At 60.7% G+C, this 14797-nt stretch carries 11 protein-coding genes and 1 CRISPR repeat array; of the genes, 7 read left to right on the forward strand and 4 right to left on the reverse strand.

Annotation, left to right across the window (positions count from 1 at the left end; translation table 11 throughout):
• Positions 1-4 precede the first annotated feature (4 nt).
• Positions 5-1501 carry a CoA-acylating methylmalonate-semialdehyde dehydrogenase gene (locus ACWFVE_RS01885; RefSeq protein ID WP_447527603.1) on the forward strand — a complete coding sequence of 499 codons (1497 nt, stop codon included), beginning with the start codon at positions 5-7 and terminating at the stop codon, positions 1499-1501.
• A gap of 200 nt (positions 1502-1701) precedes the next feature.
• A complete protein-coding gene (locus tag ACWFVE_RS01890) occupies positions 1702-2898 on the forward strand; it encodes an MFS transporter (protein ID WP_447527604.1) in 1197 nt (398 codons plus the stop codon).
• Here ACWFVE_RS01890 and ACWFVE_RS01895 read toward each other — a convergent pair.
• Together ACWFVE_RS01895 and ACWFVE_RS01900 are read right to left on the reverse strand one after the other, a co-directional pair.
• Positions 2895-3758, reverse strand: a complete 864-nt coding sequence (locus ACWFVE_RS01895; protein WP_447527605.1) for a PhzF family phenazine biosynthesis protein — start codon at positions 3756-3758, stop codon at positions 2895-2897. The two genes, ACWFVE_RS01890 and ACWFVE_RS01895, sit on opposite strands and share 4 nt — an antisense overlap.
• Positions 3745-3945, reverse strand: a complete 201-nt coding sequence (locus tag ACWFVE_RS01900; RefSeq protein WP_447527606.1) for a DUF1127 domain-containing protein — start codon at positions 3943-3945, stop codon at positions 3745-3747. The genes ACWFVE_RS01895 and ACWFVE_RS01900 overlap by 14 nt, the downstream gene beginning before the upstream one ends.
• Positions 3946-4108: 163 nt before the next feature.
• Here ACWFVE_RS01900 and ACWFVE_RS01905 point away from each other — a divergent pair, with 163 nt between their 5' ends.
• Entirely contained in the window at positions 4109-5542 is a 1434-nt protein-coding gene (locus ACWFVE_RS01905) for an aminotransferase-like domain-containing protein (protein WP_447527607.1), read from the forward strand.
• A gap of 216 nt (positions 5543-5758) precedes the next feature.
• A CRISPR array of direct repeats spans positions 5759-6946; the repeat unit is 29 nt; unit sequence CCGTTCCCCACAGGCGTGGGGATGAACCG.
• A 187-nt stretch (positions 6947-7133) separates the two neighbouring features.
• Here ACWFVE_RS01905 and ACWFVE_RS01910 read toward each other — a convergent pair.
• A complete protein-coding gene (locus tag ACWFVE_RS01910; protein ID WP_447527608.1) occupies positions 7134-7418 on the reverse strand; it encodes a HigA family addiction module antitoxin in 285 nt (94 codons plus the stop codon).
• 121 nt (positions 7419-7539) lie between these two features.
• Positions 7540-7818: a type II toxin-antitoxin system RelE/ParE family toxin gene (locus ACWFVE_RS01915; RefSeq protein ID WP_447527609.1), complete on the reverse strand. Its 279-nt coding sequence runs from the start codon at positions 7816-7818 to the stop codon at positions 7540-7542.
• A 505-nt stretch (positions 7819-8323) separates the two neighbouring features.
• On the opposite strand from ACWFVE_RS01915, the gene ACWFVE_RS01920 reads away from it, so the two are divergent.
• From ACWFVE_RS01920 to casB, 4 genes are all read left to right on the forward strand, one after another.
• Positions 8324-9106 carry a CRISPR-associated endonuclease Cas3'' gene (locus tag ACWFVE_RS01920; protein WP_447527610.1) on the forward strand — a complete coding sequence of 261 codons (783 nt, stop codon included), beginning with the start codon at positions 8324-8326 and terminating at the stop codon, positions 9104-9106.
• 118 nt (positions 9107-9224) lie between these two features.
• On the forward strand, positions 9225-11918 hold the full coding sequence (gene cas3, locus ACWFVE_RS01925; protein WP_447527611.1) for a CRISPR-associated helicase Cas3': 2694 nt from the start codon (positions 9225-9227) through the stop codon (positions 11916-11918).
• Positions 11919-12120: 202 nt separating this feature from the next.
• Positions 12121-13725, forward strand: coding sequence for a type I-E CRISPR-associated protein Cse1/CasA (gene casA / locus ACWFVE_RS01930; protein WP_447527612.1), 1605 nt, complete (start codon positions 12121-12123; stop codon positions 13723-13725).
• On the forward strand, positions 13722-14795 hold the full coding sequence (gene casB / locus ACWFVE_RS01935) for a type I-E CRISPR-associated protein Cse2/CasB (protein ID WP_447527613.1): 1074 nt from the start codon (positions 13722-13724) through the stop codon (positions 14793-14795). Before casA ends, casB begins: the two co-directional genes overlap by 4 nt.
• Positions 14796-14797 lie beyond the last annotated feature (2 nt).

Here is a 14797-nt window from a genome sequence, read left to right on the forward strand (position 1 = left end):
AGCGATGAGCGTTGTTTCTCATTTCATCAACGGCGAGCGCGTCGAAAGCCCGCGCACGCTGGACGTTACCAACCCCTCGACCGGCGACGTCATCCGCCAGGTATGCGATGCAAGCGCCGAGGATGTCGAGCGTGCAATCGAGGCCGCCCAGGCCGCGTTTCCGGCTTGGCGCGATACGCCCCCGGCCAAGCGCGCCCAGGTGATGTACCGCTTCAAGCAGCTTTTGGAAGACAACGAAGAGCGCTTGGTGCAGCTGGTTAGCGAAGAGCACGGCAAGACGCCGGAAGACGCCCTGGGCGAGCTCAAGCGCGGCATCGAGAACGTCGAGTACGCCTGCGGCGTGCCGGAGCTTTTGAAAGGCGAGTACTCCCACAACGTGGGCCCAGGCATCGATGCCTGGTCGAACTTTCAGCCGCTGGGCGTGGTGGCCGGCATCACGCCGTTCAACTTTCCCGCCATGGTGCCGCTCTGGATGTATCCCATGGCGATCGCCTGCGGTAACTGCTTCATTTTGAAGCCCTCGGAGAAAGACCCGTCCTCCACCATGGCCGTGGCCGAGCTTTTGAAAGAAGCGGGCCTGCCGGATGGCGTGATGAACGTGGTCCACGGCAGCCGCGAAGCCGTGGAAACGCTGCTGGATGCCAAGGCGGTGAAGGCGGTCTCGTTCGTGGGCTCCACGCCGGTGGCCGAGGCGATCTACACCCGCGGCACGGCCAACGGCAAGCGCGTCCAGGCCTTGGGCGGGGCGAAGAACCACGCCGTGGTGCTGCCGGATGCGGATCTCGACAACGCCGCCAACACGCTGATGGGCGCGGCGTTCGGTAGCTGCGGCGAGCGCTGCATGGCGATTTCGGTCGCGGTGTGCGTGGGCGATGAAACCGCCGACCGGCTGGTGGACGCCATGCTGCCCAAGATTGCCGATCTCAAGGTTGGCCCGGGTACCGACAAGGGCCTGGACATGGGCCCGCTGGTCACTGCCGAGCACCGCGACAAGGTGCTGAGCTTTATCGAAGACGGCGTGAACGCCGGGGCAAAACTGGTCGCCGACGGCCGCGAACTTACCGTGAAGGGCCATGAAAACGGCTACTTCGTCGGCGGCTGCCTGTTCGATAACGTCACCGCGGATATGCGCATCTACCAGGAAGAGATCTTCGGCCCGGTGCTTTGTGTGGTGCGCGTGGGCAGCCTGGATGAGGCCATGCAGCTGATCAACGACCACGAGTACGGCAACGGCACGTGCCTGTTCACCCGCGACGGCGAGGCGGCGCGCCGCTTCACCGACGGCATCGAAGTAGGCATGGTCGGCGTCAACGTACCGCTGCCGGTCCCGGTGGCCTACCACAGCTTCGGCGGATGGAAGCGCTCGCTGTTTGGCGACCTGCACGCCTACGGGCCGGATGCGGTGCGCTTTTACACCCGGCGCAAGGCGGTTTCCCAGCGTTGGCCGTCGGTTAGTGAGGCCACCCGCGCCGAGTTCTCGTTTCCCGCTAACCAGAACTGATGCGTTAACCCTGCTAAACGTTCGTCGCTGCACCGCCGCCAGGCGGTGCTTTTTTATGCACGAAACGTCACTCCTCCATCTCGAGTCGAGAGAAGCGGGAGGCTGCCATCCACCTAGTTAGCTCGCTAATATCAGCTACACTATTGGCCCACCCCATACCCGCCGGGCATCGCTTGGCCGCTCGATCCGCAAGGAGGTTTATGAGTTCGTCACACGCGTCTCCGCCGCGTCGCGCCACTCTCTTTTTAGGCGCCGCCCTGGCCTTCATGACCACCATGATGGGCACGACGTTGCCCACGCCGCTGTATCCGCTTTATCAGGCCGAAATGGGGTTTTCGCAGCTAATGGTCACGGTGATTTTCGCCGTTTACGCGGCGGGGGTGATCTGTGCGCTGCTCGTCACCGGGCGCTGGTCGGATCAACTAGGGCGCCGGCCGTTACTCCTGGCAGGCCTGGCGCTCTCTGCGATTAGCGATCTGGTTTTCTGGCAGGCCGATGGGGTGGGTGCCCTGCTGCTGGGCCGGGTGCTCTCCGGGCTATCGGCAGGCATCTTTACCGCGACCGCCACCGTGGCGGTCATGGAGCTCGCCCCGCCCAATTGGGGGCGCACCAGCACCCTGGTCGCCACCGCCGCCAACATGGGCGGGCTGGGGCTCGGGCCCATGTTCGCCGGTGTGTTGGCCACGCTGTTCGCCGCCCCTTTGCTCGTCCCCTTTGGTGCGCATTTCGTGCTGGTGCTGATCGCCGTGGCCTGCATCTGGCGCGCGCCGGAAATGGTCGAGCGGCCCGCGCGCATTCGTCTCACCTTGCAAACGCCTAAAGTGCCCCAGGAAGTACGCAGCGTGTTCGTGCCCGCCGCCATCGCGGCGTTTGCAGGGTTCATGGTGTGCGGCTTTTACACCGCGGCATCGCCCTCGGTGCTAAGCCAGGAGCTTGGCTATAGCCACCAGGCGCTGCTGGGTTTCGTGGCCGGGCTTTTGTTCATTGCCTCCACGGTAGGGCAAATTCTCCAGGGCCGCCTTTCAGAGCCCAGCCGCCTGCCCGGTGGTTGCGCCGTACTATTGCTGGGCGTGCTGATCGTGGCCTGGGGGATCGCGGGCGAGCAGTTGGCCGGGTTCGTTCTGGGCGCCATCGTGGCGGGTATCGGCCAGGGGATCGCCTTTCGCGCGGGGCTCGGCGCGGTAGCAGCGGCCAGCTCGGCGGAGAACAAGTCGGCGGTGGTCTCCACCTTTTTCGTCATCGCCTACGTGGCGATCTCGATTCCGGTGGTGGGTATCGGCCTGATGGCCTCGGTCGCCGGTCTTAAGGCCACGGCGCTGACTTTCGCCCTCATCGCGGCACTTTTATGCTGTATCTCCCTGGTGTTGCTTTGGCGCAAGCGGGCCGACGCCGTTTAGTCGGCCCGGCCGAGGTAGAACTCTCCTCGACCCACCCGCACGGCGTGACCGCTTACCTGCACCCGGTCGTTCTCCATGTGCGTTTCGATCACGCTAGGCCGGCCCATCTCGGTGCCCTGGTGAATGGTCCAGCGGCGCGTATTACCTTGGGTAGCCAAATAGCCACTCAGAGCAGCGGCGGCGCTGCCGGTGGCCGGATCTTCGCAAAGACTATCGTTCATCGAGAACATGCGGCTGCGAATTGACCCCTCGTGGCTCGTTTCTTCCTCCCGTACGTAAAGATAGATCTGCTCGGCGCCGCTCGGGGCAATCGTCGCGCTCCACTCGGCGGCGGATAGCTGCACGGCGCCCAGGGCCTTGGTATCACTCAGCTCGACAAGATGAAACGCCAGCCCGCAAGAGGCGACGACCGGCTCACTCATCACCTGATCGGGTTCAAGCCCTAAAAGAGCTGCGGCTCCTTCGCGGCTGAGCGGGCTCGCGTCGATGCTGGCCGCGCGGGCGGTCGTGAAGGTGGCCTTTGTACCCGAGAAGCGCACGGCCAACTCGCCTACCGGCGGCGCCAATACCAGCGGTTGCTCGCGCTCGACCAGGCCAAGTTCGGCGAGCAGTTGTGCAGTGCCCACGGTAGGGTGGCCGGCAAAATCCAGCTCCTCGATTGGGGTGAAAATGCGCATTGGATAGTGCCCGGGCGCTTTGGCCGTGCCCAGAAACACCGTTTCCGCCAGGTTCAGTTCGTGGGCGATCGCCTGCATGGTGGGGGTATCGAGCGCGTCGCTTTCCAGAAACACCGCCAGCGGGTTGCCGGTAAAGGGTCGATCGGTAAATACATCGAGCAGGTAGTAATCAGCGCGTGTCATACGGGCCTCCTTTGGGTAGTGAGCTGCGCCAGCACGGGCGCTTGGCCTCGCGATTGACCTGGGCGCGGCTGATGCCGATATCGCGCAGCAGGCGGTCGTCGAGGGTTAACAGCTGGCGGCGGCTGCGGCGGCGTTCGCGGTACTTGCGCAGGGTAGCGCGAAGCAGGTTTAGGCTGAAACGGGGCATGGCGAGTCTCCTTGGGAGGGCTTTTCCAAGGTAACCGGCGCGCGAATGAGGATACAGATATAGGATTTATTGATTTTAAGATACAGAGGGCCGATATTAGCGCTCTGTAGGGTAAAAATCCTTCAATCTGTATGGTCGTTGAAGCGTTCATCGGGAGACTGGTATGACGCGTTACGAGCAAGTGGCGGGTATCCTGCGCGAGCGCATCGAGCACAATATTTACCCCGTGGGCGAGCGGCTACCCTCGATTCGCGCCGTGTGCCAGGAGCTGGATGTAAGTATTTCCACCGCCCAGGAGGCGTATCGCCAACTGATGGATTCGGCGGTGATCGAATCCAGGCCGCGGTCGGGCTACTTCGTTTTGGCCCGCCGGGCGCCGGCGGCGTTGCCTTCGGTATCGCGCCCGGCCCAGCGCCCGCTGGACGTTTCCCAGTGGGACCAGGTGCTCGAGATGGTCGCCACTCAGCGTGACGACCAGCGCCTGCTGCTGGGGCGCGGCATACCCAACCTGGAGTACGAAACGCTCAACCCGCTTTCCAAAATCCTCTCGGGGCTGCACCGCCGCACCGATCTTCACGGCTTCAACTACGATAAGCTCATCGGAAGCCCCGAGCTTCGCCAGCAGGTGGCGCGCCTGGCGGTCGCCTCGGGCTGTTTGCTCCACCCGGATGACATCATGGTCACCACCGGCTGCCAGGAGGCGCTGTCCATCGCGCTACGCACCCTGACCCAGCCCGGCGACGTGGTCGCGGTGGATTCCCCGAGCTTCTACGGCACCATGCAGATTCTCAAAGCCAGCGGGTTAAAGGCGCTCGAGATTCCCACCGACCCGCAAACCGGCATCAGCCTGGAAGCCCTAGAGCTGGCCCTGGAGCAGTGGCCGATCCGCGCTATTCAGGTCACGCCCACCTTTAATAACCCGTTGGGCTACACCATGCCCGCCGCGCGTAAGCGGGCGCTCTTTCAGCTCGCCCAGCGTTTTGATGTGGCGATCATCGAAGACGACATCTACGGCGACCTGTCATTCAGCCAACCCCGACCGCCCACGGTGAAATCCTTCGATGACGATGGCCGGGTACTGCTGTGCAGCGGCTTTTCCAAAACCGTGGGGCCGGGGCTTCGGGTAGGGTGGATGGCACCGGGGCGCTACCGCGACCAGGCGCTGCACATGAAGTACGTCTCCACCGGCGCCTCGGCCACGCTGCCTCAGCTTGCCGTGGCAGAGTTCGTCGCCAAGGGCTATTTCGATCGCCACCTGCGCTTTGTCGTTCGCCAATACCAGCGCCAGCGCGATGTGATGATCAACTGGGTGCAGCGCTACTTCCCCGACGGCACGGCGATCAGCTACCCCCAGGGCGGCTTTCTACTCTGGGTAGAACTGCCCGCCGCGGTGGACTGCGTACGCCTGAACGAGCGCCTGGCCACTCATGCGCTTCATATATCGCCAGGGTCGCTCTTCTCTGCCTCGGGCAAGTTTCGCCAGTGCCTGCGGCTGAACTACGCGTTCACGCTGACCCCGGCGATGGAAACCGCGGTGCGTACGGTGGGGGAATTAGCGGGGGAGATGGTGGAAGAGTCGCGGGCGTCGCTTGCGTAACAAGCCCCTTGGACTCACCGCGCGTTATTAAGTAGGCCTCAAACGATGCATGCTCATACCTTAAGGAACCCGGTCTGGTACGATTTTTATATGCTCCCGCAACATCCTGATTTTATTGATCTTTAACAATATTCTGCTGGTCAAAAATTGACCTAAACGGCTGGTGGATTTTCTGATGTCTATTTTTATCTTATAGATCAGCCATCTACAATTAGTCCGTTCCCCACAGGCGTGGGGATGAACCGCTTTGCTTCTCTGTCATCATAACGCACCAAGACCGTTCCCCACAGGCGTGGGGATGAACCGAGATCCAAAAGATCAGCGGTCCCGAGGAGCTGCCGTTCCCCACAGGCGTGGGGATGAACCGATACGTCATTGATCGGCCTCGATCAAGCGACGCCGTTCCCCACAGGCGTGGGGATGAACCGTGTATGCAGCCGTTGTAGGCACGGGGGCAGCGCCGTTCCCCACAGGCGTGGGGATGAACCGCACACACCAGCACCGCCTGCAGCGAGCCCAATCCGTTCCCCACAGGCGTGGGGATGAACCGCCTGCATGAACGCTCTTTGGTACACAAGCAAGCCGTTCCCCACAGGCGTGGGGATGAACCGCCCTTTGGTAATCCATTAGGCGATGGGTCGGCCCGTTCCCCACAGGCGTGGGGATGAACCGGTCAGCACGTCATACCGTGGCGGCACGTTGCACCGTTCCCCACAGGCGTGGGGATGAACCGGCTTCTTCGTTCGCTGTATTACGATAGATTGCCCGTTCCCCACAGGCGTGGGGATGAACCGAAAACAGTGCAGATATTGTCGTCGTAACCAGGCCGTTCCCCACAGGCGTGGGGATGAACCGCTACGTGCCGCAGGCATAGGAATTGAAGACGCCCGTTCCCCACAGGCGTGGGGATGAACCGTCGAATGGTCGGGTAATCCTTCTCGTTGGGGTCCGTTCCCCACAGGCGTGGGGATGAACCGTACAGAGACCTTTCAGCTTGAGGGTTACGGCGCCGTTCCCCACAGGCGTGGGGATGAACCGCGGTGCTAACGTCGGAAATGCGCACGTTAGGTCCGTTCCCCACAGGCGTGGGGATGAACCGCCGACGAATACGCCGTCGCCCGCCAGGTAGCGCCGTTCCCCACAGGCGTGGGGATGAACCGTAGTTGTGCGTTTGACTGAAGTTGCTACGCCGCCGTTCCCCACAGGCGTGGGGATGAACCGGCGCTGCAGCGCATTCCGACAATCGGCAAGGTCCGTTCCCCACAGGCGTGGGGATGAACCGCCGGAAACGCTGCGCAAGAAGATCGATGATCGCCGTTACCCACAGGCGTGGGGATGAACCGATTATTTGCATTGTCGCCGCGGTCACTGGGCTCCGTTCCCGGCAAGTGCGGGGATGAACCGTTGCCCGTTTTCAGCACAATGTCGAGGTTCAAGCATTCCGCGTAGGCGTGGGGGTGAGTCGTCTATCAAAACGCATATAGTCTCTGCGGTTTAATCAGATCGTCGTTTTGATTTACACAGCTTCCTTGATACCCAAAAAGCCCGGCGTCCCAGTACACCGGGCTTTTTGGCTGGGTATTAGACCCAGTCAAGCAGTAGCAAAATTATCTATGTGATTCTGCTCTTTGCGCTCAGCCTGCCACAACTCGTAACTCGACTGCATTGCTAGCCAATGCCGGGCATTACCGATGCCACCATGTTCGAGCCTAACGGCAAAATCAGGGGAGATGCTGGCGCGCTCATTTAATACGCGCGATACAGCAGCGCGTGACATGCCCAGCTTTTCGGAAAATTCGGTGACCGTCAGCCCTAGCGCCGGAACGATCCGACGGCGCAATAAGCTACCTGGGTGGGGTGGGTTTATCATCGTCATTTTTTTGAGTCTCTCTACTCTATTTAAAGGTGGTGCCATCCCGGCTACCGGCATCGCCGGTAACAACCTGTTCGGTGCACCTTGATAACCGTACCGAGCCAGTTATCAAGATGCGCCGCCACTAGTGGTAATCCAAATAATCGACAAGGGTTGCCAGGTCACCTTCAAACGTAAATATGACTACCCAATTACCGTTTACATGCACCGAGAAAAAATCCTTTCTCTTGCCTTTCAAAGGGTGAAAATCAAACCCGGGCAAATCCATATCCTTGGGTTTTACGGCATCGTCCAGTGCTGAAAGTATTTCTCTCAAATCGACGGCATGATCTTGCTGGACTCCCTGTGTTTCACCATGCGTATAGAGCCGTCTCAAACCTTGGTGCTTAATCTTTTTAATCATCGCATTGCTAACCCTTCCCATGTTGTAAATGTCGATAGCAATGTAGCGCGTAACGTTACACGCTACAATCTGTGCGTTGATTTCTTCATTGGTTTTTACATGCCGTTCTCCACAGGCGTGGGGATGAACTGATCAAGGTAGCCGAATACGGTTCTTTACAATGGTGTAACGCGTTTACTTAACGGTCGTTTTGAGCCTTCCTTTTGACTTCCAGACACGCTATTGTCGGCTTTAATCATTTCGCTAATTTTACTGAGTGAGTGTGACAGCCGGGGTGGCCGCCAAAGCCCGGCTTTGGTCGCCGAGATGAACGTGGCTTTCATCCAGCTAAGAAGGAACGCTTTGGCCATGCCGACCCAAGCGCAACGACCGTCCTATCACCGCTACGCCGGCAAGGCGCTACCGGGCCAATCGGGCGATGCCTGCCATCTGCTGGCTTGGCACAACCTGGACGTGGCGGCCGTTGGCTGGCACCTGCTGGCACCTGCTGGCGCCGGAGCGCCCCTTGACGAAGCAGCTGGCCGCACAGCTGGGTATCCAGCCCGAGCCAATGAGGCGGCTGCTGGTGTTTCTGCTGGGCCTTCATGATCTTGGCAAGTTCTCCCGCGCCTTTCAGGAAGTGTTGAAGCTCGCACTCGATGATATGGCCCCGCCGCAAGGCAAACCCTATAAGCAGCGTCACGACCGTTTGGGCGTGTTGCTCTGGGACGCCTGCTGGAACACCTGGCGCAAGGACGGCGTGCTGCGCTGGCCGGAGGCAAGCACGGCGACCAAACGAAAGCTGTTGACGCCGATGGACCACCTGATGGCGCCTTTTTTCGGCCATCATGGTTACCCCGTAGCGACCGGCCAACTGACGTTTGCGGACTTTTTCGTCGATGATGGCGAGCTGGACGATGCCGCCGCCGCTGGCGATTTCTTCGCCGACTGGGCCGCGTTGGTTGGGCCTGACTGGCCGGTTGAAAAGCTGCTGGATCAAGAGTGGCTGGCGCGTTTCAAGGCGCTGAGCTGGACGATCGCCGGGTGGGCGACGCTCAGCGACTGGCAGGGTTCGAACCGGGACTATTTCCCCTATTGCCAGCAGGCCATGGCGCTGGCCGACTACTGGCCGCGAGCGCTCGAGCAGGCCGAAGCGGTGCTGGACGCTACCGGCTTTGCGCGCCCGCCGGAGCCCGTGTCCTACGCCGGGCTGGCACAGTGGTTTTCAGGCAAGGTAACGCCGACCCCGCTGCAGCAGAAGGCGGAAGAGCTGCCGCTTCAGGCCGGGCCGCAGCTGTTCATCCTCTAAGATCTAATCGGTGTAGCCTAAAAGTTTAGTCACCCGTTAAGGGATATTTGAGGCGGTAAGTCACGAAATAACCTCCCGCTGCCTCACAATGCATCAAGGCAAAATGAGGGTGAGATGCATGGTTCGACATCTAGAGACTTCACAGATCCAGTTGACCGCTTTTTCGTCGCTGAGTGATCCAGCGCGGTCAATGTGGTCCAAAAGTGCGGTAGATGATGGTTCAGGTCATAATTTACTTGCCCATATGCTGGACGTGGCTGCGGTGGTGGAAACACTGCTCGAGCAAGAGCCACCAACAAGCCTGAATTGGGCCAGTCAGGTGCTCGATTTGCCGCGGGAAGGCTGTATTCGCTGGATTGCCGCTATTGCTGGATTGCACGATTTTGGTAAGGCCATACCGGGTTTTGTGCTCAAGTGGCCGGTAGGTTATGCGTGCGCCCAGGCTGCCGGCCTGGATTTTCCAGACGAGGCGACGAGACGTGGCAACCACTCGTTGGCGACCGCGGCGCTGCTCGCCGAGCCATTACAAGCGCTCACGCAGGCACCCTGGGGATGGGTGACCGCAGTCGTGCAGGCGATTGCCGCACATCATGGCCGTCATTTTCGCGCGGACGAGCAAGCGTATGGCCGGCCGAAGCGCGAGCCGGCTAAATGGGCGGCCGCGCGTAGCGAAATACTCGACGTGTACTGGCAGACGCTGAATCCTCAAGGGTGTCCGAGCCACGAGGAGCTGGATCTGGTCGCGGTGAACTGGCTGGCCGGTCTGACCAGTATTGCGGACTGGATCGCGTCCAATGAGGAGTGGTTCGCGCTCGGCGAGCGCCATGACGACTTGCACGAGTACTACCAGTACGCACGCTCGCTTGCGAAGGATGCATTGGCGAGTGCCGGTTGGCCGCGATTTCACCAGCTGTTGTCAGAACCTTTCACGGCGGAGACCCTGCTTGGTCGTATCCGCGGCAAACCGACGGCGCCGCGCCCGTTGCAGCAGGTCGGTGAGGCGCTGCTTCAAGACGCGCGTGGGCCTACCTTGCTGCTTGTTGAAGCACCGATGGGCGAGGGCAAGACCGAGTTGGCCTACTTGGCTTATCTTCGTTTACAGGCTGCGAACGCGCATCGCGGACTTTATGTCGCCTTGCCCACCCAGGCGACCGGTAATGCGCTTTTCGACCGCACCCAAGAGTTCCTGAAGGCCTTCGACGAAGCAACAGACGTGAAACTCGTTCATGGTGGTGCGGCGATGAGCGAGCAGCTACGCCATTTGCGCGGTGTCGCGAACGATCAACAAGAGAGTGTCTCGGCCTCGGTCTGGTTTTCCCAGCGCCGTCGGCCATTGTTGGCACCGTACGGGGTGGGCACGGTCGATCAGGCGTTGCTCGGCGTGCTCAATGCCAAGCACCACTTCGTGCGGTTATGGGGACTAGCGAATCGAGTGGTCGTGCTGGACGAGGTGCACGCCTACGACACCTATACCAGCGTGTTGATCGAGGCGCTCGTCCGTTGGCTTAAGGCCATGGGTAGCTCGGTCGTGCTCATGAGTGCGACCCTACCGCAGGGCAAACGTGATCGACTGGTGAGAGCCTGGGGCGCTGACCCACAACATGTCCCGAAAGCTGATTACCCGCGTCTGACGCAGATCGATGCACACTCGATTCGCAGCGAGACGTTCGACAGCCGGCCGCAGGCCCCCATTGTCGTGCATGGTCTCGACGAGTCGTTGGAGGTGATCAAGGATCAGGCGGTCGCATTGCTCGAAGAGGGCGGTTGCGGCGCGGTGATCGTCAATACCGTCGATCGTGCGCAGACGCTGTTTCGTTTGTTGGACTCGCAGGCTAAAGAAAGCAATATCGAAATGGTGTTGTTCCATGCTCGCTTTCCTGCCGATCAACGCGCTGAGATTGAAAAGCGTGTACTTGAGCTTTTTGGCGATGCGAGTGATTCCGGCGATAGCTCGCGACCGGCCGCGGGTCTGTTGATCGCGACGCAAGTGGCCGAACAATCGCTCGACCTAGACTTCGACTTCATGCTGAGCGATCTCGCACCCATTGATCTTCTTTTACAGCGGGCCGGCCGCATGCATCGCCATGATCGGGAGCGACCGGCCGCGCATGTTCAAGCACGCTTCTGGATTGCAGGGCTGCATTACGATCGTTTGCCGTCGCTCAAGGAAACCGCCTGGGAATATGTCTATGATCCGTTCGTGCTGGGTCATACTTGGGCCTGCCTGCGCGAGCGGCAAACGCTGGAGTTACCAACTGATATCGATACGCTCGTGCAGCATGTTTACAGCTTCCCAGATTTGCCAACCTCGATCAGCGAACAGATTCGTGACTTTTTAGAAATCGAATCCTACGGCGCGCATCTGGGGGTCGAGAAAGGTAAGCATCAACTGGCAATCGATATCTCGCTCGACCCGGAGGACGAGCCGGCCCGCGCCTACCAGAACAAGCCGTTCGGCGGTGACGATGAAGAGGGCGTGAGAAATGTAACTCGACTTGGGCCGGAGTCGGTGAGTCTCGTGCCAGTCGATGTGATCCACGACGCCTGGACGGTCGACGGCATCATTATCGATCCGACACAGGTACCGTCCGACGATGTCGCACGCCGCCTATATGCCCGCCAGCTGCGCGTATCGCGCAAGGCGGTCGTGCTGCATTGCCAGCAGACCGAGAAGCCCGCGGCATTTGCGGATCACCCGCTGCTACGGCATCTCCACCCCGTGCCCATGGCCGAGGGCCGCTGCGAATTGGGTAAGCAACTGATTTATCTCGATCCGGATCTGGGGCTCGTTTATGAAGCGAGTGATAAGTGAGGGGAGAAAGCTCCCCCTCGTCGGCCTCACTTGTGTGGGGAGGTCGAGCAATTCGTGCGTGAGCAAAAAGAGCTATTCGGTTTATTTCTGCTTAAGCAGAGCGCTCGACTATAAGCCAATCGTCGAGGTTACTTATAGATTTACAAAGATCTATTCTTAACTAAAGCTTGGTCGTTCGGGCCTTATCGGTACAGGGGTATATATGACAGACACGAGCGATAGCATCCGGGCGAAGGTTGAACTTTCTATTCCGGCCTATAATCTGCTCCGAGAACCTTGGTTGGCTGTCCGCCTAACAGACGGCGCGGTTACCTCGATGGGGCTGGTCGAGGTGTTCGAGCGGAGCCGAGAGATCGTGGCACTGGCGGACACGGCACCGCCGAGCGTTGTAGCGCAATACCGGTTGCTGCTGGCGATCACTCACCGCGCGATCACCATGGCGCAAGGGCGTTGGCGAGATTCCGAGCGGGCCGAGTGGTACCGAAACGGCCTGCCCGTCTGTGCGATACGCGCGTATCTCCAGCACTGGCAAGAGCGCTTCTGGCTGTTTCACGATACCCACCCGTTCATGCAGGCGGCCGTTCTGGATATGGCCGGGCCCACCCGCGATAAACTCAAGAGCGTGGCGCAAATATCGCTGGCGAGCGCGACCGGCAATACGCCCGTGGTGTTCGACCACGCCTATGACAGCGAGCCGGCAGAATCCACCCCGGCCCAGGCGTTGAATACGCTGCTCGGGTTTCTGCAATTCACGCCCGGTGGTCTGGTCAAGGTGTTTCGTGGTTCGGACAAGGCCGGGGCGCTGGCCAATACGGCGGCAACTATTCCCCTAGGGCAGACGCTTGCAGAGACGATCGCGCTGGGGCTTCACCCTGATGAGCACCGCTCGAACGCGGAACAGGATCTCCCCAGCTGGGAACGTGACCCGCTCACCGAGAAACAGCTCACCGGCGAGCCGGTATTCGCCACGGGGCCGAATGATCGCTACACGCGTCAGAGCCGTGCCGTGCTGTTCAAGCGGGAGGACAGCGGCAATATCCGCTGGTTGCGTTTCGGCGCCGGGTTTGCCCTGGGTGACAGCGAGACCCAGCCCGATCCGATGGCCAGTTTTCGGGCCGGTCAGAACGGCCCCGTACGTATAAGCTTTACTGAAGCTCGTGCGACATGGCGCGACCTGCCCGCGCTCGTCCCCGGGCCTGCAACCGAAACCGAGAACCGGCGTCCGGCGGCGGTCATCGCGTACGCCGCAAGCCTGCATCGAGCGCTCGGGCCCGGCTCGAACCGTTATCAGCCATTGTTGGTGGCCGGGCTGGCGAGTGATCAGGCCAAGCTGCTGCGCTGGCGTATGGAGCAGATCGTGCTGCCGGCCAACCTGCTGGTCGATCCCGACCGCTCCGAGACCCTCCAGGAGAAAGTGGCGGATGCCGAAGCGCTCTACTACGCGCTGCGAACGCTGGCGCGCGCGATGCTCGCCGACAGCATGCCGGATCCAGATAACAAGGAGACGAAGGCCCGGGCTCAGAGCCTTTTAGCGGCCGGGCCACTGACGCCTACCTATTTCGCAACCGCAGAGCGCGCCTTGCCCACGCTCATGGCGCAGCTCGCCGCCGATGAGTTTGAACTCGCAACAGACCACTGGAACGATGCGCTACGTGACGCGGCCCAACACGCCTGGCGCGATGTGGTCGCGGGGACGGGCAGCACGCCGCGCGGACTGCGCGCAGAAGCCCGGCACTATCCGCGGCTGCTGGGTCTGCTCACCAAATACGCGCCCAAGCCAGACCTTGCCGCAGGAGAAAAACCATGACCTCCCCTGCAGGCAAGTTTGTTGGCTATCTCGAAACACTGTATGCAAATAATCCCGGCGCCATTGCCCGCCTGCGTCATAGTCGGGCTCAACCGGTCGGCGAAGATCCAAACGCGATGGCCATCGTCGAGCGCTTTGTAGGCATGGAGCGCGACGCAGACGATCCGTATCGACTGGCGTTGTATCTCACCGCTGGTCTGTACGCGAGTCACCCGGAACAGGCAGGCGCCACGCTTGCACAGGCGTTTGGCACGCTATGGGGTGCTCGGCAAAATCCAAGCATAGAGCAACGCTTCATTGCCCTGCTGCAAGCGGACGAACAGCAGATCGTGGCACGTCTGCGCCAGGCCACGACGCTTCTCGCGGCGGACGGCTACGGCTTTGATTACGTCCAGCTCATCGCGGATATCGCGCTGTGGCTCGATCCTCTCAAAAACGAGTACCGGTGGCAGGCGATGCGCCAGCGCTGGGGTCGTGAGTTTTACCGAGCGGGGCTGTCGGGGCAGATCATACAAAATGCGCCCGATGCGTTGACACAACATCTGCTGACGCTTGCGAAGAATGAATCCTCGGTACTTGCCCGTCTGCGCCGAAGCCTGACGCTCTCGCCCGGTGAAGATCCTGCGGTATTCCCCTGTATTGAGCCTTTCATTGATCCCGCATGGAAAAGCGGCGATCCGCGACGACGAGCACGCTACCTCGTGTCAGGCCTTTTCGCAGCTCATTCGAAATACGAGCCGGGCCGTACTCTGGCTTCTGCGCTCAGCCGGTTGGCGGCGCAGGAGAAAAATGACGCTGAAAGCGTCGAGCGTCGTTTCATAGCGGTGCTTGGCGCATCGCCCGATACCATCGCTGACCATCTACGCCAGGCGATGGCTTTGCTTCGCGACACCCAGATTGGTTACGACCCCGCACTTCTTATCCAAGATATGGAAGTCTGGTTGGCACGCACGCCTAACGTGGCACGCCTCGATCGATGCCGCCAGCGCTGGGCAAGGGATTTCTACTGGGTCTCGCGTAATGACGAACACGATAACCAATCCGAAACAGCACAAGCACAGGGGACCTGAAC

It is taken from the genome of Vreelandella mediterranea, assembly GCF_970647075.1.